This is a genomic window from Desulfovibrio sp. 6_1_46AFAA (assembly GCF_000224635.1).
GTDB classification, from domain to species: Bacteria; Desulfobacterota; Desulfovibrionia; order Desulfovibrionales; family Desulfovibrionaceae; genus Desulfovibrio; species Desulfovibrio fairfieldensis.
The window spans coordinates 518,590-540,334 of record NZ_JH114302.1 but is presented as its reverse complement, the minus strand read 5'-3'; the positions used below and the strand labels follow the sequence as shown (position 1 = coordinate 540,334).

General features: G+C 63.8%; 16 protein-coding genes and 1 pseudogene. All 17 read right to left on the bottom strand.

Going from position 1 to position 21,745, the window contains the following annotated elements; genetic code table 11:
• Nucleotides 1-47: 47 nt before the first annotated feature.
• Nucleotides 48-446: a fluoride efflux transporter CrcB gene (gene crcB, locus HMPREF1022_RS09025; protein WP_008681960.1), complete on the bottom strand. Its 399-nt coding sequence runs from the start codon at nucleotides 444-446 to the stop codon at nucleotides 48-50.
• A 395-nt stretch (nucleotides 447-841) separates the two neighbouring features.
• The gene (locus HMPREF1022_RS09020) at nucleotides 842-2,530 is read right to left on the bottom strand and encodes an L-lactate permease (RefSeq protein WP_008681962.1); all 1,689 of its coding nucleotides are present in this window, start codon (nucleotides 2,528-2,530) and stop codon (nucleotides 842-844) included.
• A gap of 317 nt (nucleotides 2,531-2,847) precedes the next feature.
• On the bottom strand, nucleotides 2,848-5,001 hold the full coding sequence (ldhH, locus tag HMPREF1022_RS09015) for an L-lactate dehydrogenase (quinone) large subunit LdhH (protein WP_009302860.1): 2,154 nt from the start codon (nucleotides 4,999-5,001) through the stop codon (nucleotides 2,848-2,850).
• A gap of 4 nt (nucleotides 5,002-5,005) precedes the next feature.
• Nucleotides 5,006-5,638, bottom strand: coding sequence for a LutC/YkgG family protein (locus HMPREF1022_RS09010; RefSeq protein ID WP_009302859.1), 633 nt, complete (start codon nucleotides 5,636-5,638; stop codon nucleotides 5,006-5,008).
• Nucleotides 5,639-5,769: 131 nt separating this feature from the next.
• A complete protein-coding gene (locus HMPREF1022_RS09005) occupies nucleotides 5,770-7,071 on the bottom strand; it encodes a (Fe-S)-binding protein (protein WP_008681968.1) in 1,302 nt (433 codons plus the stop codon).
• Nucleotides 7,072-7,074: 3 nt separating this feature from the next.
• Nucleotides 7,075-8,460, bottom strand: a complete 1,386-nt coding sequence (locus HMPREF1022_RS09000; protein ID WP_009302858.1) for an FAD-binding oxidoreductase — start codon at nucleotides 8,458-8,460, stop codon at nucleotides 7,075-7,077.
• 583 nt (nucleotides 8,461-9,043) lie between these two features.
• The gene (locus HMPREF1022_RS08995) at nucleotides 9,044-9,511 is read right to left on the bottom strand and encodes an EVE domain-containing protein (RefSeq protein ID WP_008681973.1); all 468 of its coding nucleotides are present in this window, start codon (nucleotides 9,509-9,511) and stop codon (nucleotides 9,044-9,046) included.
• A 325-nt stretch (nucleotides 9,512-9,836) separates the two neighbouring features.
• The gene (locus HMPREF1022_RS08990; protein ID WP_008681978.1) at nucleotides 9,837-10,412 is read right to left on the bottom strand and encodes a cytochrome b/b6 domain-containing protein; all 576 of its coding nucleotides are present in this window, start codon (nucleotides 10,410-10,412) and stop codon (nucleotides 9,837-9,839) included.
• 352 nt (nucleotides 10,413-10,764) lie between these two features.
• Complete coding sequence (locus tag HMPREF1022_RS08985; RefSeq protein ID WP_009302857.1) at nucleotides 10,765-11,979, bottom strand: bifunctional 3,4-dihydroxy-2-butanone-4-phosphate synthase/GTP cyclohydrolase II; 1,215 nt, start codon at nucleotides 11,977-11,979, stop codon at nucleotides 10,765-10,767.
• A gap of 282 nt (nucleotides 11,980-12,261) precedes the next feature.
• A complete protein-coding gene (locus HMPREF1022_RS08980) occupies nucleotides 12,262-12,990 on the bottom strand; it encodes a YkgJ family cysteine cluster protein (protein WP_198005342.1) in 729 nt (242 codons plus the stop codon).
• A gap of 13 nt (nucleotides 12,991-13,003) precedes the next feature.
• Complete coding sequence (locus tag HMPREF1022_RS08975; RefSeq protein WP_232221581.1) at nucleotides 13,004-14,050, bottom strand: alpha/beta hydrolase; 1,047 nt, start codon at nucleotides 14,048-14,050, stop codon at nucleotides 13,004-13,006.
• Nucleotides 14,051-14,064: 14 nt separating this feature from the next.
• Nucleotides 14,065-17,196, bottom strand: a complete 3,132-nt coding sequence (locus HMPREF1022_RS08970; RefSeq protein ID WP_009302855.1) for an efflux RND transporter permease subunit — start codon at nucleotides 17,194-17,196, stop codon at nucleotides 14,065-14,067.
• A gap of 12 nt (nucleotides 17,197-17,208) precedes the next feature.
• Nucleotides 17,209-17,952 carry a sulfite exporter TauE/SafE family protein gene (locus HMPREF1022_RS08965; protein ID WP_009302854.1) on the bottom strand — a complete coding sequence of 248 codons (744 nt, stop codon included), beginning with the start codon at nucleotides 17,950-17,952 and terminating at the stop codon, nucleotides 17,209-17,211.
• Nucleotides 17,953-17,962: 10 nt separating this feature from the next.
• Entirely contained in the window at nucleotides 17,963-19,012 is a 1,050-nt protein-coding gene (locus tag HMPREF1022_RS08960) for a CobD/CbiB family cobalamin biosynthesis protein (protein WP_009302853.1), read from the bottom strand.
• Nucleotides 19,003-19,482, bottom strand: a complete 480-nt coding sequence (locus tag HMPREF1022_RS08955; RefSeq protein WP_009302852.1) for a tRNA (cytidine(34)-2'-O)-methyltransferase — start codon at nucleotides 19,480-19,482, stop codon at nucleotides 19,003-19,005. The genes HMPREF1022_RS08960 and HMPREF1022_RS08955 overlap by 10 nt, the downstream gene beginning before the upstream one ends.
• A 7-nt stretch (nucleotides 19,483-19,489) precedes the next feature.
• On the bottom strand, nucleotides 19,490-20,992 hold the full coding sequence (gene glpK, locus HMPREF1022_RS08950) for a glycerol kinase GlpK (RefSeq protein ID WP_009302851.1): 1,503 nt from the start codon (nucleotides 20,990-20,992) through the stop codon (nucleotides 19,490-19,492).
• A 363-nt stretch (nucleotides 20,993-21,355) separates the two neighbouring features.
• A pseudogene (locus tag HMPREF1022_RS18555) lies at nucleotides 21,356-21,745 on the bottom strand (hydantoinase/oxoprolinase family protein); the annotation flags it as partial.

The following is a 21,745-nucleotide window of genomic DNA, read 5'->3' as shown; positions in this document are numbered from 1 at the left end:
GCGATGTCCGTCGTAGCGCTTCAGGGCCGACAGCAAAAGACGACTTGTCAGCGCCACGAGCCCAAAAGACAGCGGATCAGGGCAAAGGTGCCCATGCCCAGAAAAGTCATGGCCAGAGAACCGCAGACATGCAGCGCCACGGCTCCTCCGGCCCAGAACAATCGCCCCTGCTGAATCAGGGTCGCCACTTCCGCGGAAAAGGTGGAGAAGGTGGTCAGCGCGCCCAGAAAGCCCGTCACCACCAGTAGGCGCCATTCCGCGCCCAGCGAAGGGAAAAAGGCAAAAATGCTGAGCACCAGGCCGATGATATAGCCCCCCAGCCAGTTGGCGGCCAGGGTGCCCAAGGGCAGGGTCGGAAAGACGGGGTTCAGCGCCAGGCCGAGCAGCCAGCGCAAGACGGCCCCGGCCGACGCGCCCACGCAGATGGCAAGCAGAGAATGGATCATGGCCGCCCCTCTCAGACTGATGGCAAACCCCGCTTGCACGGTGCTTGTGCCGCCATCGGCTCGTTTTCAGAAAAACTTGCCGGGCACCCTTCGGGCAGCTCGCGGCACGGCAACGCCGTGACCTGCTTCTGATTTTTGACCGCGTTGATGTTGTCAACGCTCCAGTGCCTGTCAAGGTTATAGAATTTTTGTTCGCCCGCAAGGAAGAGAAAACTGCTTTGAGGAAGTGTACTCTTGCCTCAGCCGTTACAGCGAAGCTGCTTACGAATAAGGACAGCAGAGATCTGGCACTCGACCGAGGCTGCCGCACGCGGCAGGAGGGCAAAAAGGCATAGCGTCGGCAAGGCCCACAGGCGTCCGGCCCCGTACGGGGCCGGACGCCTGTGGATCAGATTTTAGAACACGTTGGGATTCATGGCGATGAGCACCCAGCAGATGATGCCCACAACAACGCCGTAGAGCATGAAGGGCCAGAAGGTACGCTTGAGCACCTCGCCTTCACGGCCGGAGAGGCCCACCACGGCGCAGGCGGCCACGATGTTGTGCACGCAGATCATATTGCCCATGGCGCCGCCCACGGCCTGGGCGGCCACGATGATCTGGCGGGGCAGGTGCAGGGTGGCGGCCATGCCCCACTGGAATTCGCCGAACATCAGGTCGGAAACCGTGTTGGAACCGGTGATGAACGCGCCGAGGCCACCCACGAAAGCGGCCAGCATGGGCCAGACGCTGCCGGCGGCGGCGGCCACGGCCTGGGCCAGAGCCAAGGGCATGGAGGGCGCGCCCAGCGGGTTGGTGGCGGAGCCGCGGAAGATGGACACCAGAGCCACGGCGAAGATCAGGGCGATGGTCGGGGCCTTCATCTTGCGGAAGCTCTCGGCCCAGGCGTCCTTCACGGCGGAGCCGGGCATCTTATGCAGCAGAATGGTCAGCAGGGCCACCACGATGAAGAAGGTGCCGGGCACGTAGAGGTAATCAATGCTGGCGCTGACACCCTTGAAGCCCAGGATGTCGACAAAGTTCAGCTTCTGGGCCGTGAGCCAGGCCTTGAGGCCCAGCTGGGGAATACGGGAGATGACCAGCAGAGCGCAGATGATCACATAGGGCAACCAGGCCATGAACTGGCTCATGTGGGCCTGGAATTCGGTCTTGGTGTTCAAAGGCACGGTGCCGGACCAGGAGGGGTCCCATTCACTGTGCGGCGCGAAGCCCCAGACGTCCTTGGGCACGCAGAAGCCTTTCTTGGTGCCCCAGATCACCACGGCCAGGCCGAGCAGGCCGCCGAGCATGCTGGGGAATTCCGGCCCGAGCAGCCAGGCGCAGAGCAGATAGGGGATCAGGAAGCAGACCGCGGCGAACACGCAGTATTTCCAGGCCCGGAAGCCGATGGACCAGGACTTTTCCGCGCCGAAGAAGCGAGTCAGGAAGCCGAGCATGAAGATGGTCAGAATGATGGCCATGGGGGCATGCATGAAAGTGGCCCACTGGCCCACGGCTTTGCAGAAACCGTCATACGTGGTGAAAGGGAGGTTGGGATTGTTGGCGACGGCTTCGGCCACGGGGCCTTTCAGGAAGCCGAAGCCCACGATGACCGGCGTGCCCACCGCGCCGAAGGTCACGGGCACGCTGTTAAAGACCAGGCAGATCACCGCGGCCGCCATGGCCGGGAAGCCCAGGGCGAGCAGCAGGGGCGCGGCCAGGGCCGCCGGTGTGCCGAAGCCCGCCGCGCCTTCGATGAACGCGCCGAACATGAAGCCGATGATGATGGCCTGGAGGCGCCGGTCACGGCTTACATTCTGCATGCCGTGCTGGATGGTCTCCATGCCCCCGCTTTTTTCCAGGGTGTACAAAATAAGAATGGCGCCGAAGACGATAATCAGCACGCCCACGGCCACCACCACGCCTTGCAGGGAAAGCGCCAGCAGATACATGACGTCCAGATTCCAGCCGATCAGGCCGCAGATCACGCAGGCGAGCCAGGCTACGGGCATGGCCCGTGTGGCGGGCCAACGCAAACCCACCATCAGGACAAGGGCCGCCACAATGGGGATGACCGCCAGTAACGCCAGCATTCCAATAGACATGAAAACCTCCCTTAGTTAACCGGGTCCGCGGGACCGGAGCAGTTGACGCACGTCATGCGTGAACTGCCCTAGGCCATTCCTCCGCCGGAAAACATCCGGCGTTTTTTCCAGGCCGATCCCGCCCCCTCCGCGCCGGCACGCGGAACAGAGCACCTTTGATACCAGTTCTTCATCGATAACGTAAAACGCTATAAAAACGCAAGGGCACGCCGCTTTTTTCTTTGCAACGGCGTGCCCTTATTTGAGGTTTTTTTCGGCGCGGCCGGGGGTTCCCGGAACGGGAGCCCCCGGCGCCCCTGCCTCCGTGGCGCGCCGCACTAACGTTTGAGGTTTTCGGCCAGAAGTTCCGCGATGTGCTGCACTTTGACGTTAAGACCCGTCTTTTCAGCGCCGCCGCGCAGCTGCATGACGCAACCGGGGCAGTCCACCACCAGGCGGGCGGCGCGTGTTTCACGGACGTTCTTCAGCTTCTTGTCCAGCAGTTGGGCCGAGATTTCCGGGAATTTCATGGAATACGTGCCGCCGAAGCCGCAGCAGACTTCTTCCTCCTCGCAGGGCACGTACTGGGCCGCGTCCGCGATGAGTTCACGCGGGGCCTCCTTGACGCCCAGGCCCCGGCAGAGGTGGCAGGAGGCGTGGTAGGTGACCCTTTCGCCGGAATTGGTGAAGTCCTCGGGCTTGAGGCCCAGGCGGTCGCGCACGAAGGAGCTGAAGTCGATAACCTTGTCCGCGAAAATCTTGGCCTGGGGCAGGATATCCGGCTCATTCTCCAGGATTTTCGGATAGGTGTGCTTCAGATGCGACGCGCAACTGGCGCAAAGCGTGATGATGGCGTCGTACTTGCCCACGGCAAAGGCCTGAATGTTCTGCTTGGCCACGTCCACCGAGGTTTTGCGCTGGCCCATCATTTCCAGGGGCAGGCCGCAGCAGGTCTGCTCCATGGGAAATTCCACTTCCACGTTTTTGGCCGCCAGAATCTTCACGCAGGCTTCAAGCTGCTCGGGATAGACGAAATCCTGGGCGCAGCCGCTGAAGATGGCCACCCGCATGGTGGGATTCTGGGCCTTGGGCGCGATTTCCGGCCAGCGGTCGCGGAAGGACTTGTTCGCAATGGCGGGCAAGGCCTTGAAGCCGTGCTTGCCCAGGAATATGGCCGGAAGATGACGCTGGAACTGCGTGCCGCCGGTAAAGGGTTTCTGGGCGTATTTGGCGAACTTGAGCAGGCTGTGGAAAAGCTTGCGGTTTTTCATCACCGAGGCCAGAAGAGCCGCCTGAGCTCCGCCGCCCTGCTCTTCCGTGACCCGGCTGCGGATCTCGCGGATCAGACGCGGCAGGTCGATGCCGCCCGCGCAGACATTGGCGCAGGATTCGCAGCCCACGCAGTTCTGGCAGAGCACCTTGGCCTTGTCCTTGCCGTGGAAGAAATAGGTCAGGATCAGGCCGATGGCGCCGATGTAGATGTAGCCCATCTTGTGGCCGCCCACCAGGCGGAACACCGGACAGACGTTGGCGCAGGCGCCGCAGCGCACGCAGCGGAAAATCTGCGAGAACAGCGGGTCCTTGGCGATTTCGGTACGGCCGTTGTCCAGAAAGACCACGTGCATGATCTTTTTGTTGCCCGGCGCGGAAGCGCAGGGACCGGCCCCGCACATCCAGGTCACATAGGAGGTCAGGCGCTGGGCCGTGGCGTTGCGCGGCAGCACCAGCAGGGCGGTGAGGGCCTGGTCCAGGGTGGGGATCAGTTTGTCCAGACCGGCAATGGCCACATGTACGCGCGGCAGGGTGGTGACCATGCGGGCATTGCCCTCGTTGGTCACGGTGGACACGGCCCCGTTTTCGGCCACGGCGAAGTTGCAGCCGCTGACGCCCATGTCCGCCGCGATGAACTTGCGGCGCAACTGCACGCGGGCCACCTTGACCAGCTTCTGGACGTCGGTGTCCTGCTTTTCGCCCGTGGCCTTGGTGAAGTCGTCGGCCACCTGGTAGCGCGAAAGATGGATGGCGGGCATGACCATGTGGGAGGGGCCTTCATGGCGCAGCTGGATGATCCATTCGCCCAGGTCCGTCTCGTCCACGATCAGGCCTTCGGCCTCCAGTGCGGGATTGAGCTGGATTTCCTCGGCGGTCATGGATTTGGATTTGACCACCCGCTTGACGTCGTTTTCCTTGGCGATGCGGGCGATGATCTCATTGGCTTCCTTGGCCGTGGCCGCGCGATGCACGTGCACGCCGCGCTTTTCCGCCTGCTCCTTGAACTGCTGGTAGAGTTCCTCCATGTGCTGGCAGGCGTAGTCCTTGGCTTCGGCTATCTTGGCGATGAGGCCGCGCTCGTCCACTTCCTGGAAGACGGCTTCGCGGTTGGCCCGGTAGGACACGGCAAAGGTGTCCAGAGTGCGGCGCAGAAAATCGTCCTGCAGGGCCTCATCGATTTGCTTGCGGTAATCGGAAAGAGATTTGGGGGCTTCATGCATGGCCTCAGTCCTCCAGAAGAATGATGTGCAGTTCCAGCGGGCCGTGCACGCCCACAGCGCCCACCCGCTCGATGTCCGCGGTGCGGCTCGGGCCGGTGATCAGCGTGGTGTACGTGGCGGGCGCGGCGTTCATGCGTTCGCGCAGAAGCTGGGCAATGGAAGGAAGATCGGGATAAATGTCGGACTTGCGCAGCAGGATGACGTGGATTTCCGAGATCATGCCGGCCAGACGCACGTCCTCGTTATCCGTGTTCATCATGCAGGTGCCGCTGCCGGCCACGCCGAGATCGGCGCGGGACAGGCCAACGTCGATGCCGGCCAGATGGTTGCGCAGGCCGTTGCGCAGGCAGGCAAAGCCCTTTTCCTCGCAGGCCAGGGCCAGGGCGGCGAAATCCTCGTCGTCAAGGTCCGGCGCGGCCACAATGCGCTGCACACGGGTGGGCACCTTGTTGGGGCCCAGCGGGCCCTGCTGCACGCCGGGCTCGTCGGCCAGCAGTTCGGCCGGGGCTTTGTTTTCACAGACATCCACCACATACTGCAGGGCCGCCGCCATGGACGGCACTTCCTGCACCACGGCGTTGACTATGGCGGCTTTGGCGCTGAAGGCCTCTACCAGTTCCGGGTTCACAGGGGGCATAGCGTACTCCTTTGAACGGCGTTAACACCTTTTGACTTGAACGGATATACAGCGTGAAGCGCGCCGAACGGCAGACGGCGGAACGTTGTTCGCATTCCACCGCCGCCGGGGGGCGATACGGAGCCTGACGCCTACTTCAGGCTTTCCGCGTAGATTTCCACCGGATGTTTGACCCGCACGGGGTCGTTGTTGTGCGAAAGCACATCCTCCAGTTGCATCATGCAGGCCGGACAGGCCGCCGCCACTACCTGCGCGCCCGTGGCAACCACATTGTCGCGCTTGCGCTGGCCGATCCGGCGTGAATAATCGTAGTGGAAAAGGTTGAAGGAACCGCCGCAGCCGCAGCAGCGGTCGGCCTCTTCCATTTCCGTGAGCTTGTAGCCGGGGTTGGCCGCGATGACCGCGCGCGGCTGCGCGGTCACGCCCAGCGATTTCTTGAGGTGACAGGAATCGTGATAGGTGACGGGCACGGCATCGCCAGAGGCAGCCGCTGCTTCCACCTTGAGCACGTCCACCAAAAACGCGTTGATATCCATGGTCTTTTCCGCCAGTTTTTCAGCCTGTTTCTGTTCCAGGCTGCCCAGGCGTCCGGCGTAACGCGGCCAGAGCTCCTTGATGGTGGAGGTGCAGGAAGCGCAGGGGCTCAGCAAATAGTCGAAATCACCCTTGCCGAGCACTTCAAGATTGACCTTCATCTGCTTGATCATGCCCTCGGCGTCGCCGGAGGACAGCGCGGGAATACCGCAGCAGGCAAGGCCCACGGGCATGAAGACCGCCACCTTGTGGTGACGCAACACCTTGAGGCAGGCTTCGGCCATGTCCGTGTACATCTTGTCGCCCAGGCAACCCGGGTAAAAAGCCACTTTCAGGCCGCCTTCGGACCGGGAAGGCCGGGGCTCGTCCAGCGCGCCGTAAACGGCGTGCAGGGGCTTTTTCGCCAACGGCCGGATATGCCTGTCGCCCAGCATGAAGTTGAGCATGGGCGCGCAGACCGTGCCTTGGGCGTCGCCGGTTTTGCGAAAGATCAGGCCTTGCATGGGCGCGCCCACGCGCATGGCGAAGTTGAACAGGCCGGGCTTGGCCAGCAGAGTGCGGAAAACCATTTTCTTCACCGGGTGCAGGCCGATATAGGCGTTGACCAGCTCGCGCGCCTCCATGAAGACTTCCATGATTTTCACGCCCGGAGGGCAGGCGGCCTGGCAGGAGCCGCAGAGCAGACAGCGGCCGAGCTTGTCGGCCAGGGCCTCGGGGTCCTTGAGCAGCTCATGGGCCATATTGTTGATCAGGAAAAGCTTGCCGCGCGCCACGTCGGCTTCCTTGCCGGAGGCCCCGAACATGGGGCAGACCGACTGGCACATGCCGCACTTCATGCAGGCGGTGATCCTGTCGTCCAGCGCCATGAGGCGCTGGGCCAATTCGTGCAGATTGTTCATGAACTAAATCCCCACTAATTTAGTGGAATTGAGCAGGCCCTTGGGGTCCAGGGCGCGGCGCAGCCGCTGTGAGAACAGGATCGTGCCGCGCGAGGTTTCCTTTTCCATCCACTTGGCCTTGGCCGTGCCGATGCCGTGCTCGCCCGAGAGGGTGCCCTGGAGCCTGATGGCCGTGTCGAACATTTCGTCGATGGCCTCCTCCACCCGCTTGAACTCTTCGGCGTCGCGCTTGTCGCAAAGAAAGGTGGGGTGCAGGTTGCCGTCGCCGGCATGGCCGAAGGTACCCACCTCCACCTTGTATTTGGCCGCGATGTCGTTGACGGCCTTCATCATGGCCGGGATCTGCGAACGGGGCACGGTGGCGTCTTCCAGCACGGTGGTGGGACGGCAGCGGGCCAGCACCGGCAGGGCCATGCGCCGGGCTTCCCAGAGTTTGAATTTCTCGGCCGCGTCCTTGGGCACATGCACGGCCACAGCCTTGTTTTCCTTGAGCACGCGCTCCACGGCCTCAGCGTCGTCCGCCACCTGAGCGGGGTGGCCGTCCACCTCAATGAGCAGGATGGCCGCCGCGTCGCGCGGCAGACCGGCCCTGGTGAAGTCGTCCACGCGCACGATGGTGTTGTTGTCCAGAAATTCCAAGGTACAGGGCAGCACGTGGGCCGCAATGATCCCGGCCACGGCCTCGGCGGCGTTCTGCATGTCGTCGAAGACCGCCATAAGGGCCTTGGAGGCCTTGGGCGGCGGCACCAGCTTGAGAATGGCCTGGGAAATGACGCCCAGTGTGCCCTCGGACTGGATCAGCATGCCCGCCAGATTGTAGCCGGTGACGCATTTCACCGTACGCGAGCCGGTTTTGACCACCTCGCCCGTGGCGTCGAAAAATTCGACGCCCATGAGGTAATCCTTGGTCACGCCGTACTTGAGGCCGCGCAGGCCGCCCGCGTTCTCGGCGATATTGCCGCCGATGGTGGACACGGCCTGGGAGCCCGGATCCGGCGGATAGAAGAGATTTTTCTTGGCCACGGCGGCGGCGAAGTCAGCGGTGATCACGCCCGGTTCCACCACAGCGTAGAGGTCATTGGAATTGATCTCCAGGATGCGGTTCAGGCCGGTGGTCAAGACCACCACGGTATCGCTGTGGTCCGGAATGGTGCCGCCGGACAGGTTGGTGCCCGCGCCGCGCACGGTCATGGGAATGCCGTTGTCATAAAGTTTATTGACGCAGAGGCCCAGCTGCTCGGTGGTCGTGGGCCGGAGCACCATCGCCGGAACCACGGGTTCAAGCACCGCCGAGTCAAATGAATAACTCTGGCGGTCGGCCTCGGAAGTGAACACATTTTCCTTGCCGATCAGGTCCTCAAAATCCTTGATCAACGCCTGGCTTGCCATAGAGCCTCCTTGCACGCTCTCGCATCATCGTATCCTGAAACATTCCGCAAATGGACGATTCGCCCTTTGCGGGACGTCGGCCTTTGCCCCGGCGGAGCCGCCCCGATGTCTGATCGCGAAAATTTCGAGCCTGGTCATGCCCTCAATTTTCGCGGAATCGCCGGCGAAAAACCATGTTTTCGCCGGCTCACGGCGGCTACGCCGCCGCGATACCCTACGGGTTCTGTGTGTTTCATTTGAAAAATCAGACACTGGGAGCCTGTCCGCAACCGCCGGAACAACGGACCTTTCCGCTGTCGCATTGCCTTACGGGAACAGGCCGCGCACGGCGCGGCCCGAAAACTGTGAAAGTCCGGTCCCGGAGCGCGGAAACCGCGCCAACGCTTGGGATTCTTTGCACAATGTGACTGTATAGCCTGCTTTGTCATTTTTGCAAAGAGGACTTTCCAAAAAAATGCAGTGGTATCACCATCAACATAGCAGCAAACTTCAGCGGCGCTGGAGCCGCTCGCAATGACCCGACCTCGCCCGGCGGCCGCTGTACAGGCATGCCCGCGCGGCACGCGGCTTGCGACCGGAAGGGTCAAGGGCGCTGGATCCCGGCCAGGTTGCAAATGAAGGCGAAGGCTTTGGCGTCCACGGGTTGCACGGAAAGGCGGCTGCCCCGCTTCATCAGTTCCATGCCGGACAACTCGGGCCAGGCAGCCAACTCCTTGCGGCTCAAAGGATGCGGCAGGGCGCGGCGCAGGCGCACATCCACCATTTCCCAAATGGGCTTTTCCGGCGTGGCCTTGGGGTCGAAATGCTGATTCTCCGGGTCCTGGGCCGTGGCGTCCGGGTAGGCCGCGCGCACAATTTCCACAATGCCCACAATGCCTGGCTGCTGCCCGCTGTGGTAGAAAAATCCCAGATCGCCCACCCGCATGGCACGCATGAAGTTGCGGGCCTGATAGTTGCGCACCCCGTCCCAGGGCGAGGTCTGATCGGGAGAATTCTCCAGGTCCTGCCAGGAAAAACAGCCGGGTTCCGTCTTGAAAAGCCAGTACTTCATGCCTCGCCCTTTCCCTTTAAAAAGAATTATTCTTATTTACATATGGAGCCGAACAGCCCTTTCGTCAATGCCCGTGCGGATGCAAAAACACCGCCCGTGGGCGGTGTGGATGCAAGGCGCGGCGATTTTCCGGAATCGCGATGCCTTGAAGCGGACCGGGACTCCGAAAAAACGGTTGGGGAAGCGCTGATTAATGAAGATTTCTGTCTCGATCAAGGGCGTAAGCCGTTGCCGCGTCAGCGGCTTGCTTGAGCCGTTCACGGCTACGGCTGGAGCACGGCGAACCGCGGTCGGAGGGTAAAAAGATCAGTAATCAGCGCTTCCCTTACTTTTTCGCCACCTGCCGCTGCCAGACAAAGAAATGCAGCAAGGCCATGCCGCCGTGGCCGATGAAGTACACGATTACCAGCCAGGCGAGCCACTCGTGCGTCACGCGCCAGCCATGCGCGGCGGGAGAACCGTCCCGCCAGAGCAAGAACCAGGTCAGGCCGGAAAAGGCGGTCAGCAGCAACGCGCCCAGGCCCAGGCCCTGTACGGAAGTAGCCAGGCCGCCGGGCCGGGGCGCCACGAGCCGGCCGTGCAGGCTGGCGATCAGGTCCTTGCGGATCTGATCCACGTCGCCCCAGAGATAGGGGAAAAAATATTTCAGGCCGTGCTTGCCCAGGCTGTAGGCCGCGACAATCACGCCCAGAACGCACAGGCTCATCCCCTCCAGCATGTGATACCAGGCCGTCCAGGAAGCTCCGTCCGGCGTTACCCGCATCAACGTGCTGCTGCATAGCTGCAGGATGACGAAAAGAACCACCAGCGCATGCAGCACGCGCAGAAAGGGGCTCTGGAAGAAACCCATGAACCGCCACAGCAGCTCGGACTGGGTTTTGATCAGCTCTTGTATCTTCATTGTTTTCTCCCGGTGGTCCTCCCTCCGGGATGCAGGGCCGTAACTCAGGCATTCGACCCGGCAGGCGCGTTCCACTCCGTGCCCCGGAACGCGCGCCATGTCTGTTAGTTACCCGCAAACGCTCAAAAACGCCATGCCCGGATTTCCCATGGGAAATCCGGGCATGAAATACAATCAGCGCCGGGAACAGACAGGCCAGAGACAGACTAGGGGCTGTTGACACTATAAAATTTTTGTTCGCCCGCAAGAAAGATAAGCCTGCTTTGAAGGAGTGTACTCTTTTGGCACTCGACTGAAAAAGCAGGTGAAACCTAACGCAGCGCGCGGGCAAAAAGGCATAGTGCCAAAGCCCCTAATGGCAGCGGATGCCGCTCAGCAGGTGCGCCATCTTCTCTTTCTTGGTGCGCAGATAGGCTTCATTTTCCGGGCAGGATTCGATTTCGATGGGCACGCGCTCCACGATTTCAATGCCGTAGCCCGAAAGCCCCACGATTTTCTTGGGATTATTGGTCAGCAGGCGGATCTTGCGGATGCCCAGATCCACCAGGATCTGCGCGCCGGTACCGTAATCCCGCAGGTCGTCGGGGAAGCCCAGCATGCGGTTGGCCTCCACCGTATCGTAGCCCTGGTCCTGCAGGGCATAGGCCCGGATCTTGTTGGCAAGGCCGATGCCGCGCCCTTCCTGGCGCATGTAGAGGAGCACCCCGCGCCCTTCCTGTTCGATCTGGCGCAGGGCCGCGCCGAGCTGTCCCCGGCAATCGCAGCGCAACGAGCCCAGGGCATCGCCGGTCAGGCACTGGCTGTGCACGCGCACCAGCACGGGTTCCGGCCCGCTGATGTCGCCCTTGACCAGGGCCAGATGGGTGCCGGGCTCCAGTTCGCTCTCGTAGGCATAGACCGTGAAGTCGCCGTACAGACTGGGCAAATGGGCGTGCGCGTCGCAACGCACGGAAACCTGGCCGCGTTCCAAACGGTAGCGGATGATGTCTCTGACCGCCGCAATCTTGATATCGTGCTCGGCGGCGAATTTCTCCAGGTCCGGCATGCGGGCCATTGTGCCGTCGTCGCGCATGATCTCGCAGATCACGGCCGCCGGTTTGAGGCCCGCCAGGCGGGCCAGGTCCACGCTGCCCTCGGTCTGGCCGGTGCGCGACAGCACGCCCCCGGCTTTGGCCCGGAGCGGAAAAACATGGCCGGGCGAAACGATATCCTCGGGCCGGGCGTTGTCCGCCACGGCGGCCTTGATGGTGGCGGCGCGGTCAGCGGCGGAAATGCCGGTGGAAATGCCCTCGCGGGCCTCAATGGAAATCGTGAAATTGGTTCCGAAACGCGAACCGTTGCGCTGGGTCATCAAAGGCAGTTGCAGGCGGTCGGTCAGTTCCGGGGCCATGGGCAGGCAGATCAGGCCGCGCCCGAAACGGGCCATGAAATTGATGGCTTCCGGCGTGACGTGTTCGGCGGCCATGGTCAGGTCGCCCTCGTTCTCGCGGTCCTCATCGTCCACCAGAATGACCATTTTGCCCTGCCGGATGTCGGCAACGGCTTCTTCAACGCTGCACAAAGGCATGACTACATCCTTAGTAAAGTTACTGTCGTGATCGGGAGTTGGTTGCGGCAAAGGTAGGGCGGGCGCGGGCTTCTGTCAACCGGGCGCGGCTTGTCCCGCAGGGCAATCGAATGAATGCCTCAATCGTCGGATATTCATTTGCGTCCGTAAGTGAGTCTTCTTTCCTCATTCCCGCGAACGCGGCCGAGACAGTCGGCAAGTGAGCGGGGAGCTGGTTTTGCGGGAAGGCTGGCGCAAGAGTATTTTTCTTTTTCGCTCTGTCCATTCAATTGCCCAAGCTGTTTATCCCACCCGCAGGCCCACGTCCCACAGCAGGGCCGCCAGCGGCCTGCCCAACAGAAAAGGCAACACCCGCGCGGGCACGCGGCCGCGCGTGGCGCAGAGTTCGCGGAAGGCGGCATCGTAACGGACCAGCTCCGCCAGTTCGGCGCGCGCGGCTTCCCGATCTTCCTCCGCGAGCGGGGCCGGAGCGGGCGCAAGGCGGGGCCGGAAGCCCAGAGCCGACGCCAGGGCCAGAGCCTTGCCCGCAGGGCAGGCCTCGTCATGGGCTCCGGCCAGTTCCGGCCAGCAGGCGCGCGCGGCGGACGGCAGCCCCGGCCCGGCACCCGCCAAAGCCTCCGCCCAAACCTCCAGGGCGGCGCAACGGCCCAGGTTTTGCCTGTTGGCCAGCAAAGCCTCCAGGGGGGCGGTGTCCGCGCAGAGCAGAACGCGGCACTGCACGGGACGCCGGGCGTAGATGCCGCAGCCCGCGCCGTCCCTGTAGTACAGACAGCGCCAGGGGTGGCCGGGCTCGCCCGTGCCCGCCAATTTAAGCAGTTCCCTGTCCAGAGGCCGCAACACGCCGCGCGCGTCGTCACGCGCCCACTCTCCGGCCCGCAGGCAGACCAGGGCCTCCAAAGGCAAAGCCCCCTCCCCTGCCAACAGGGGGGCATCCTCGCGCATCAGCGTCGGGCCGCCGCGCAGGCAGCATTCTCCGCAACGGCGGCAGCGCGCAGCGGGCGTTTCAGGCATGGGCGTCGACATGTCAGTGCGGCAGCGGGGCAAGAAATTTCAGGGCGATGAACTGTCTGACCTCTCCCCAGGCGTGCCTGCTTTCCGGCAGGGCGTCCCCGAAAATCTGGAAAACGTGGAACAAACCGTAATAACGGGTCAGGGTGGCGTCCACGCCCGCGTCCACGGCATGCCGGTAGACGATTTCGGAGTCGCTTTCCAGAATTTCGTCCGTGCCCACCTGGATCAGCATGGGCGGAAAGCCCGTGTAGGAGGCGAAGACCGGGGAAAGATAGGGATTTTTAGGGTCTGTCTTGCCCACATAGCTCAAGATAAAGGGCAGGGTCTTGGGCATGGCCCCGTCCTTGGGCGGCATATATTCGGGATTGTTGCCGAAAATGGGATCAATATCCGCATTTTTGATGTGCGATTCGCCCGAGCCGGTCATATCCGTCCACGGCGACATGCAGACCAGGGCGCGGGGCAGCGGCCTGCCCGCGTCGCGCAGACTGAGGGTCAGGGCCAGAGCCAGATTGCCGCCCGCGCTGTCCCCCACCACCAGAATGTTTTCCGGCTTGTAGCCCTGGGCCAGCAGCCAGTTCCAGGCGTCCAGGGCGTCGTCCAGGGCCGCCGGAAAGACGTGTTTCGGGGCCAGGCGATAGTCCGGGCTGAACACGTCGGCATCCCCGGCCATGCGCGAATAGCGCACGGCCATGCCGCGGTAGATATTGGAAAGTTTCAGGATATAGGCCCCGCCGTGCAACAGCAAAACCGCCCGCTCACGGGGCTCGCCGTCCTTGTGCAGGAGTTCGGCGCCGCAGTTTTTAAGGGCCACGCGCGTGATCGTATAGCCTCGCGGGGCTTTCCAGGACGACTCGCTGTTGACGTAGTTGCGCGCCGCGCGCAGAAAGTTGTCCCCCCTGAGTCCGGGCACGCGCAGCAGAAGGCGCAGTCCGTCGCGCACCACGCCAGACTGCACGGAAAGTTTGGGGCCGTCGGCATTGAAACAGCGTGTGCTCTCGGCGGCCCCGGCCGGGGCGGCGCAGAGCAACGCCAGCAGAAGAACATATATCTTTTTCACAGTAACCTCGTGCATCATGCGCCGGAATCGGCTCTGGCCTCCGCTCCGCCGTCATGGAACCGCCCGCCGTAGTTGCGGTTCAGGCGGCGGGAGAACTTTTCCATATAATAGTAATACACCGGCGTGATGTAGAGGGTCACGATCTGCGAAAAACACAGGCCGCCCACCACGGCCAGGCCCAGAGGCCGCCGGGCCTCGGCCCCGGCCCCGATGCCGATGGCGATGGGCAGCGCGCCCATGAGCGCGGCCATGGTCGTCATCATGATGGGCCGGAAGCGCACGTGACAGCCTTCGGTAATGGCGGCCAGGGGCGTAATCGAGGGGTCGCGCCGCTGGGCCTCCAGGGCGAAGTCCAGCATCATGATGGCGTTTTTCTTGACAATGCCCAGCAGCATGATCACGCCCACAAAGCCGTAGAGATCCAGTTCCAGGCCGAACAGCCAGAGCGTCGCCAGCGCGCCGAAACCCGCCGAAGGCAGACCGGAGAGAATGGTCAGGGGATGGATGAAGCTCTCATAGAGGATGCCCAGCACCAGATAGATGACCACAATGGCCAGGATCAGCAGCCAGCCCATGCCCTGAAGAGAATTCTGAAAGGCCTGGGCCGTGCCCTGGGATTCGGCGGTCACCGAATCGGGCAGCAAAGGCCGGGCCGTGGCTTCCACTGCCCCCACGCCCTGGCTCAGAGCCACGCCGGGCCGCAGATTGTACGAGATGGTCACGGCCGGGAACTGCCCGTTGTGGTTCACGGCGATAGGTCCCACGCCGGGCGAGAGTTTGGCCAGGGTGTCCAGAGGCACCAGATCCCCGTCTTTGGAGCGCACATACAGACGGGACAGGGCCGAGCTGTCCTGCTGGAAGCGCTTCTGTAGTTCCACAAAGACCTTGTAGTCATTGGTGGGCGCGTAAATAGTGGAAATCTCGCGCGAGCCGTAGGCCGATTGCAGGGCCAGCTCAATCTGCTGCGGGCTCACGCCCAGAGCGGCGGCCCGGTTGCGGTCGATGGTCACGCGCAGCTCCGGGTTCTTGAGCTGCAGATCGCTGTTCACATCCTGGATTTCGGGCAGCTTGCGCAGGGCCTCCTCCACCTTCTGGGCGCTGTCGTAAAGGGCCGCCATGTCCGGTCCGGACAGGGTATACTGATAGAGAGCCTTGGAGGAGCGCCCGCCGATATTGATGGCCGGGGGCACGCGCACAAAAACCCGCAGGGCCGGGGAGGTGTTCAGCTCCCGCCGCAGGCGCTGGGCCACGGTCTCGATGTTCGGGCGCTGGTCATGAGGCTTGAGGTGCATGAGCAGAATGCCGTTGTTCATGCTCTGGCTGGAGCCCACAATGCCCACCACGGAGTTGAACATGGAGACATGGGGCTGTTTTTCCAGCAGGGTATCCAGCTTGTGCTGGGCCTCCACCATGCCCTGGAAGGAAACGCCCTGCTCCGCTTCGGTGCTGGCGACCAGAAAGCCCATGTCCTCGGCGGGCAGAAAACCCTTGGGCATGACCACGCCCAGCCAGATGGTCAGGACCAGCAGGCCCAGGGAGGCGCCGAGCGCGGCCAGGCGATGGCGCAGCACGTAATCCAGCGAACGGGCATAACCCGCCGCCAGGCAGTCGAACATGCGTTCCAGCCTGCCGTACATGCCCTCATATCCGGCCTTGTGCTTCTGCCCGGCTTTCAGGAAATAGGCGCAGAGCATGGGCGTGAGCGTGAGCGAAACCACGCCGGAACAGAGGATGGCCGTGATGATGACCACCGCGAACTCTCGGAACAGCCGCCCCACGATGCCGCCCATGAACAGCACGGGAATGAAGACCGCCGCCAGGGAGATGGTCATGGAGACAATGGTGAAGCCGATTTCCGCCGAGCCGTCGTAAGCCGCCCTGAGGGGGTCCTTGCCCATTTCCTGGTGGCGGACGATGTTTTCCAGCATGACGATGGCGTCGTCCACCACAAAGCCCACGGCGAGCGTCAGGGCCATGAGCGAGAGATTGTCCAGGCTGTAGCCCAGCATGGCCATGACCGCGAAGGTGGAAATCACGGACATAGGCAGCGCCAGGCTGGGAATGACCGTGGCCGGGAGATTGCGCAGAAAGATGAAGATGACCAGCACCACCAGAAAAACCGTGAGCACCAGGGTGAACTTCACGTCGGCCACGGATTCGCGGATGGATTCAGAACGGTCGTAAAAAACGTCCACCTTGACCGAAGGCGGCACCTGGCGCTCCAGGGCGGGCAGCAGCTTGCGGATGGCGTCCACCACCTGCACGGTGTTGGTGCCGGGCTGGCGCTCCACGGCCAGGGTGATGCTGGGCACGCCGCCGTTGCTCCAGGAGATCTGTTTGTCCTGCTGCACGCTGTCTTCCACCGTGCCCAGATCGCGCAGGCGCACGGGCGCGCCGTTACGGTAGGCCACCACCGTGTCGCGGAAGGCCCGGGCGTTGAGCAGCTGGCCCGAGGATTTGATGGAGCTGGCCCGCTGCTCGCCCTCCAGGGAACCGGTGGGCAGCATGGAGTTGGCGGCGGCCACGGCGTCGGCCACCTCGTCGATGCCCAGCCCGCGCGAGGCCAGCTCGTCCGGGTCCAGTTGCACGCGCACGGCGTATTTCTTCTGGCCGTAAATGACCACCTGGGCCACGCCTTCCACCATGGACAGGCGCTGGCCGATGAGCGTATCCGCGTATTCGTTGAGCTGGTACAGCGGCAGGGTCGGCGAGGAAACGCGCAGATAGAGAATGGGCATGTCCGCCGGGTTGACCTTGCGGAAACTGGGGGGCGTGGTCATGCTGGTGGGCAGGCGGCGCTGGGCCAGACCGATGGCCGACTGCACGTCCAGGGCCGCCGCGTCGATATTCCTGTCCAGGGCGAACTGGATGGTGATGCGGGTACGGCCCACGGCATTGACCGAGGAAATGGAATCAATGCCCGCGATGGTGAAAAATTCCTTTTCCAGGGGCGTCGCCACGGAGGCGGCCATGGTCTCCGGGTCCGCGCCCGCCAGGTCGGCCATGACCTGGATGGTGGGAAAGTCCACGTTGGGCAGCTGGTTCACCGGCAGGGAAAGGTAGCCGGTAACGCCGAAAAAGAGCATGCCCAGCATGAGCAGGGCGGTGGCGACCGGACGGCGGATGAATACGGCGGCTATATTCATGGCTGGAGTATGCTAAGACATGAGCTGGCGCACAAGCAAAAAAACGCCCAAAGCGCAGCAGACCACGCCGATGGCCCGGCGCAGCAGCAGGGGCGACATGCGCCGGGCCGCGGCCACGCCCCGCCAGAAGCCGAACAGACAGGCCAGGGTCACGCCGGGCAGCAGGTTGTAATCCAGATAGCCCCCGGTCACATTGGCCAGGGAGCCGGACAGGGTCGCCAGCACCTGGAAAGGCATGGACAGGGCCACGGCCGTCAGCGGCGCATAGCCCACAATGATCATCCAGGGCACGGAGAGCACCCCCCCGCCCACGCCGGTGAGCCCGGCCACAAAGCCCGTGGCCGCGCCGATGCCGAACAGGCCCGCCTTTCCATGCCAGAAGAGATTGCCCTTGTCGCGGGCCGTCGGCGGCCGCAGGGCACACAGCCCGGCCAGCACAATGACCGCGCCCAGAATGTAGATCAGCGGCCCGGCGTCCAGACGGGCGTTGCACCAGGCGCCGGGCCAGCCCGCCAGACCGCCGCCGAGGACCAGGGGCAGGGCCTCGCGCCAGCGGATCAGGCCCAGCCGCCAGAACATCCAGGTGCCCAGAAGGGTCAGAAAAAACATGGCGGCCAGGGACGTGCCCATAGCCGTATGGGTTTCAAGCCCGCTCAACAGCACCAGGGCGGGCGGCACCAGCACGCCGCCCACGCCGGTGGCCCCGGTCAGAAAGCCCACAGCCAGACAAAAGGCATACAATACGGCCAGCAACATGGAGCATCCTTCAGGCAAAGAAAAAACGGAGTAAGAGGCAGGCCAGCCAGAGCGACAGGCCGCCGTAAAGGGCGCTATAGCGCATAAGCGCGCACAAGGCCAGCAGGCGGGCGCGGTCCCAGGGGGCGGCGGATTCACGCGACGGTCCCAGCCAGGGCTTGCCCACCAGTGCGCCGAAATAGACCGAAGGCCCGGCCATGCGCGCCCGGCAGAGCCAGGCGCAGGCGGTCATGGACCAGCCGGAATTGGGGCTGGGCATGCCCACCGCCTGCCGGGCCACCAGCCGTAAGCCCGGCCATGAACCGTCCCAGATCCGCGCCGCGGGCCTCAGACAGCGCAGCAGAACATCCGTCAGCCGTAAAGCCCCCACGGAAAGGCGCGCGGGAATGAAGGCCAGGCAGTCGTCGGCGCGGGCCCCGGCCCAACCCAGCCAGCGCCAGCGCTCCGTCAGATAGCCCCACATGGAATCCGTGGTGCTTACGGCCTTGTACATCCACAGGCCCACGGGACCGGCCAGCAAGAGCCAGAAAAACGGGGCCAGCAGCGCGTCGGTAAAATTTTCCGAGAGGGTGTCAGCCAGGGTCTTGCGCATCAGCGGACGGTCCATACGGCCGGTATCCCGGCTGACCAGCCAGGACAGGGCCTCGCGCGCTTCAGGCTCGGGGTATGTTTCCACCCGGCGCAACACTTCCCTACCCGTATCCAGCAGGCTGCCCATGGCCAGTCCGGCCCAGGCCAGATACACGGCCGACAGCACCCCCAGCAACGGCAGCGAAATCAGCAGCCAGACCGCCAGACCGCTCACGCCGGTCAGCAAAAACAGGCAGACCAGCCCCGCCAGCCGCCCGCGCCGTTTTTCGCCTGCCGCGCCGCCGCGCCGCATCCAGCGCCGGGCCGGGCCTTCCAGGCGGCCCAGCAGACGGCCCGCGAAACAGACCGGATGCGGCCAGGGCAAGGCGGGATCGCCCAGCCGGAGATCCAGCAGCAGGGCCACGGGGGCCAGCCACCAGCAGTCCCACACCGAGTACGGGAACAAAGACCGCAGGAGGCTCAGGTCCATTGTTCCAGCAGGCCGCTGGCGGCCAGAGCCATATACAGCACAATGCCCGCCGAGGTGGAGAGATTCAGGCTGCGTACCCCGCCCTCACGCATGGGGATGCGCACATGATGCGGCGAGGCGTCCAGCATTTCCGGAGGCAGGCCGCGCGTTTCCGGGCCGAAGATCAGGCTGTCTTCCGGCTGGAAGGCGAAATGCTGCACAGGCGCGCTGCCGTGGCGGCTCTTGGCCGAGGTCATGACCCAGCGCTCCGTCGCGGGCCTGCCGGGACGTTGCGCGAAAACCCGCCAGTCCGGCCAGGTGAACAGGCGCACATTGGGCCAGTAGTCCAGACCGGCGCGCTTGAGATAGCGGTTTTCCAGCTTGAAGCCCAGGGGTTCGATGAGGTGCAGCTCCGTACCGGTGGCAGCGCAGAGCCGGGCCACATTGCCGGTATTGGGAGGGATTTCGGGCTCAAAAAGAACTATCCGCATGCGGGCTTCACTCCTCGGTCTCGATCCAGCGGCGGGAGCGCTCCACGGCCCGGCGCCAGTGGTGGAGCAGCTCGGCGCGCCGCTCCTCAGGCATTTTTGGCTCAAAGCGGCGGTCCAGTTGCCAGAGGGAGGCCGCTTCCTCCTCGTCCTGCCAGAAGCCCACGGCCAGACCCGCCAGGCAGGCGGCCCCCAGGGCAGTGGTTTCCGTAACCACCGGTCGTTCCACGGCCACGCCGGTGAGGTCGGCCTGGCACTGCATGAGCATATTGTTGCGGCTGGCCCCGCCGTCCACGCGCAGCAGGCTGAGATCCAGACCGGCATCCGCCCGCATGGCCTCCATGACGTCCAGCGTCTGGAGAGCGATGGCCTCAATGGCCGCCCTGGCAATGTGCCCGCGCTCCGTGCCCCTGGTCAGACCCACCAGGATGCCGCGCGCATACTGGTCCCAATGCGGAGCGCCCAGGCCCGTGAAGGCGGGCACCAGATAGACGCCGCCGTTGTCCGGCACGCTGGCGGCCAGCCCTTCCATTTCCGACGAATCCCGAATGAAGCCCAGGCCGTCGCGCAGCCACTGGACCACGGCCCCGCCCGCGAAAACGCTGCCCTCCAGGGCATAGCTTCTGCCGCGCGGCGTTTCCCAGGCCACGGTGGCCAGCAGGTTGTTCCGGCTCTCCCTGGGCCGCGCGCCGGTGTTCAGCAGCAGGAAACAGCCCGTGCCGTAAGTGTTTTTGACCATGCCCTCGTGCAGGCAGGCATTGCCGAAGGCGGCGGCCTGCTGGTCGCCCGCCGCGCCCGCCACGGGCACGGGGTGGCCGAAAAACTCGGGATGGACGCGGGCCATGAGGCTGGAGGAAGGAACAACCTCGGGCAGCATGGCGCGCGGCACGCCCAGCATGTCCAGCAGCTCGTCGTCCCATTGGCCGGTATGAATGTTGAACAGCAAGGTGCGGCTGGCATTGGAGGGGTCGGTGAGATGCGCGCCGCGTTTGCTGAAATTCCAGATCAGCCAGGAATCCACGGTGCCGAAGAGCAGCTCGCCCGCCTCGGCCCTGGCCCGCGCGCCGGGCACGTTGTCCAGAATCCAGCCGATCTTGGTGCCGGAGAAATAGGCGTCCAGCACCAGGCCGGTCTTTTGACGGATGATTTCAGCCTTGCCTTCGGCACGCAGCCGGTCGCAGACAGCGGCGGTGCGGCGGTCCTGCCAGACGATGGCGTTATACACCGGCGCGCCGCCGGCCCGGTCCCAGACCACGGTGGTTTCCCGCTGGTTGGTGATGCCCACGGCGGCCAGCTCATGCCCCTGCACCCCGGCCTGCTTGAGGCAGTCGCGGGCCACATGGGCCTGGGTGTCGAAAATCTCGTCCGGGCTGTGCTCCACCCAGCCGGGCCGGGGATAGATCTGGGTGAATTCTTTTTGCGCCACCTGGAGCATGCGGCCCCGGCGGTCGAACAGAATGGCCCGCGAGCTGGTGGTGCCCTGGTCCAGAGCCAGGATATACGAGGCGGTCATGCGCTTTCTCCCCAAGAGCAAACTAGAGCAGATTAACTTTGAAATTTTACAAATTTCAAAGTTGGCATTCCGGCGGAAACCACGCCGTACCGTGTGCGGCGTTAGAGCAATTTCAAAGTGAAAATGCTCTAGATCTGAAACGCTTCGCTTTTCATAGGGTTCAGTCAGCCGGCGGCAGTCGTACGGCATCAGAGCATTTCAACATGGGGACATCTTGGGGAAACGCCGAGTAGTGAGGATTTTTGTTCTCTGCCAAGACAGGCGAACTGCGGGCGGAGGGAGCATATTCAAACAGATTCGACCTTCGCGTGAAGTGAGCCCGGCGCCGGCAGAGGGCAAAAAGACCAGTAATCGGCGCTTCCCCTATAACCTCCCGGCAATGCCCGGCACGACCTGGCAGGCCACCCGGATGTCCTTGGAGCCGTAGCCGCTGTCGTCCAGGGTGGCGAAAAGGTCGGCCTCCAGCACTTCCACGGCCGCATCCGGCACGCCCTCGGCGGCCAGGTGGGCCGCAAGCAGTTCCCCGGCGCGGCGCTCGGCGGCGTCCAGAGTAAAGCCCCTGTTGATGCGCTCCTCCAGATCCAGGGCGGGCGCGCGCAGCAGGCCCCGGCCCGTGTCCGCGTAAATTTCCAGCCCGGCCGTGGGCAGGGTCAGGGCCGCGCCCACGGCGTTGGCCACGGCGGCGTGCGGCGGGCTGGCCACAGGCAGGCCGAAAGCCGCCGCCAGCCGCTCGCGGATGCAGTCCGCCGGGCC